The organism is Variovorax glucosi (genome assembly GCF_051216695.1).
Lineage (GTDB): Bacteria > Pseudomonadota > Gammaproteobacteria > Burkholderiales > Burkholderiaceae_C > Variovorax.
Genome location: NZ_JBPJZE010000283.1, coordinates 1 through 1,133, shown reverse-complemented (window position 1 = coordinate 1,133; position 1,133 = coordinate 1). Strand labels below are relative to the sequence as shown.

Below are 1,133 nucleotides of genomic sequence, written 5' to 3'. Positions count from 1 at the left end.
CTCGAACGCTCGGTGCTCGACATGGTCCAGGAGCAGTCGCACCGCCTGCAGGCCATGAGCGACGAACTCGAAACCGTGCGCGCCTCGCTCAACGAACGCAAGATCGTCGAGCGCGCCAAGGGCCTGCTGATGGCGCACCGCCGGCTCAGCGAAGAAGACGCGCACAAGATGCTGCGCCAGACCGCCATGAACCAGAAGCGGCGGCTGGTCGACGTGGCCGAGTCGATGCTGGCAATGGCCGACTACCTGCCCATGCTCGACCGCGCGCCGCCGCGCTGAAGCGGTCCGGACCGTTCAACTTGGTGCAGTGCACAACAACCGTGCCACCGCCGCTTCCCAGCCTGATCGGGCCTTCTCCCATGCTGTGGGGCCGCATCCCGCTACTTTCTTGATAGCAGCCCGCAGCTCCCGAAGGCTGGCACACCGCTTGCAAGCAATAAGTTCGTAGGCCCCTCAATGGGTCTTCAGGCAGGCGGCACCCAACGGCGGGTGTCTCCCACCGAACCGGACAAAGGCGTCCCCATCCCGCAAGGGCTCGTTTTCGAGCAGCCCCTGCGCGGTGCGGACGCCTTTTCGTTTTTGTCTTTCTTGTTTGTTGTTTGTCTTCAACCGGAGCCCCGCCCCATGACCGACCTGCTCAAAACCCGCCTCAGCCGACGCCGCGTATTGCAAGCCGCCGCCATCGGCGCCGTCGGCATCGACCCGGCGCTGCGCGCCGCCGTCTGGGCCCAGGGCTCGGACAAGCCCGAGAAAGAAGAAGTAAAGATTGGTTTCATCCCGCTGACCGACTGCGCCAGCGTGGTGATGGCCTCGGTGCTCGGCATCGACAAGAAGTACGGCGTGAAGATCGTGCCCAGCAAGGAAGCCAGCTGGGCCGGTGTGCGCGACAAGCTGGTCAACGGCGAGCTCGACATGGCCCACGTGCTCTACGGCCTCGTCTACGGCGTGCACCTCGGCGTGAGCGGCCCCAAGAAGGACATGGCCGTGCTCATGACCCTCAACAACAACGGCCAGGCCATCACGCTGTCGAAGAAGCTCGCCGACAAGGGCGCGGTCGATGCGGCCTCGCTCGCCAAGCTCATCGCCAGCGAAAAGCGCGAATACACCTTCGCGCAGACCTTCCCCACCGGCAC

At 64.9% G+C, this 1,133-nt stretch carries 2 protein-coding genes; both read left to right on the top strand.

Annotated features, from left to right (window positions below):
- Nucleotides 1-279 (top strand): ANTAR domain-containing response regulator (locus ACSFA3_RS24995; protein ID WP_435508043.1); only part of this gene is annotated, 279 nt, incomplete at its 5' end.
- Between the two features lie 345 nt (nt 280-624).
- On the top strand, nt 625-1,133 hold a 509-nt coding region (locus tag ACSFA3_RS24990), incomplete at its 3' end, for a CmpA/NrtA family ABC transporter substrate-binding protein (RefSeq protein ID WP_435508042.1).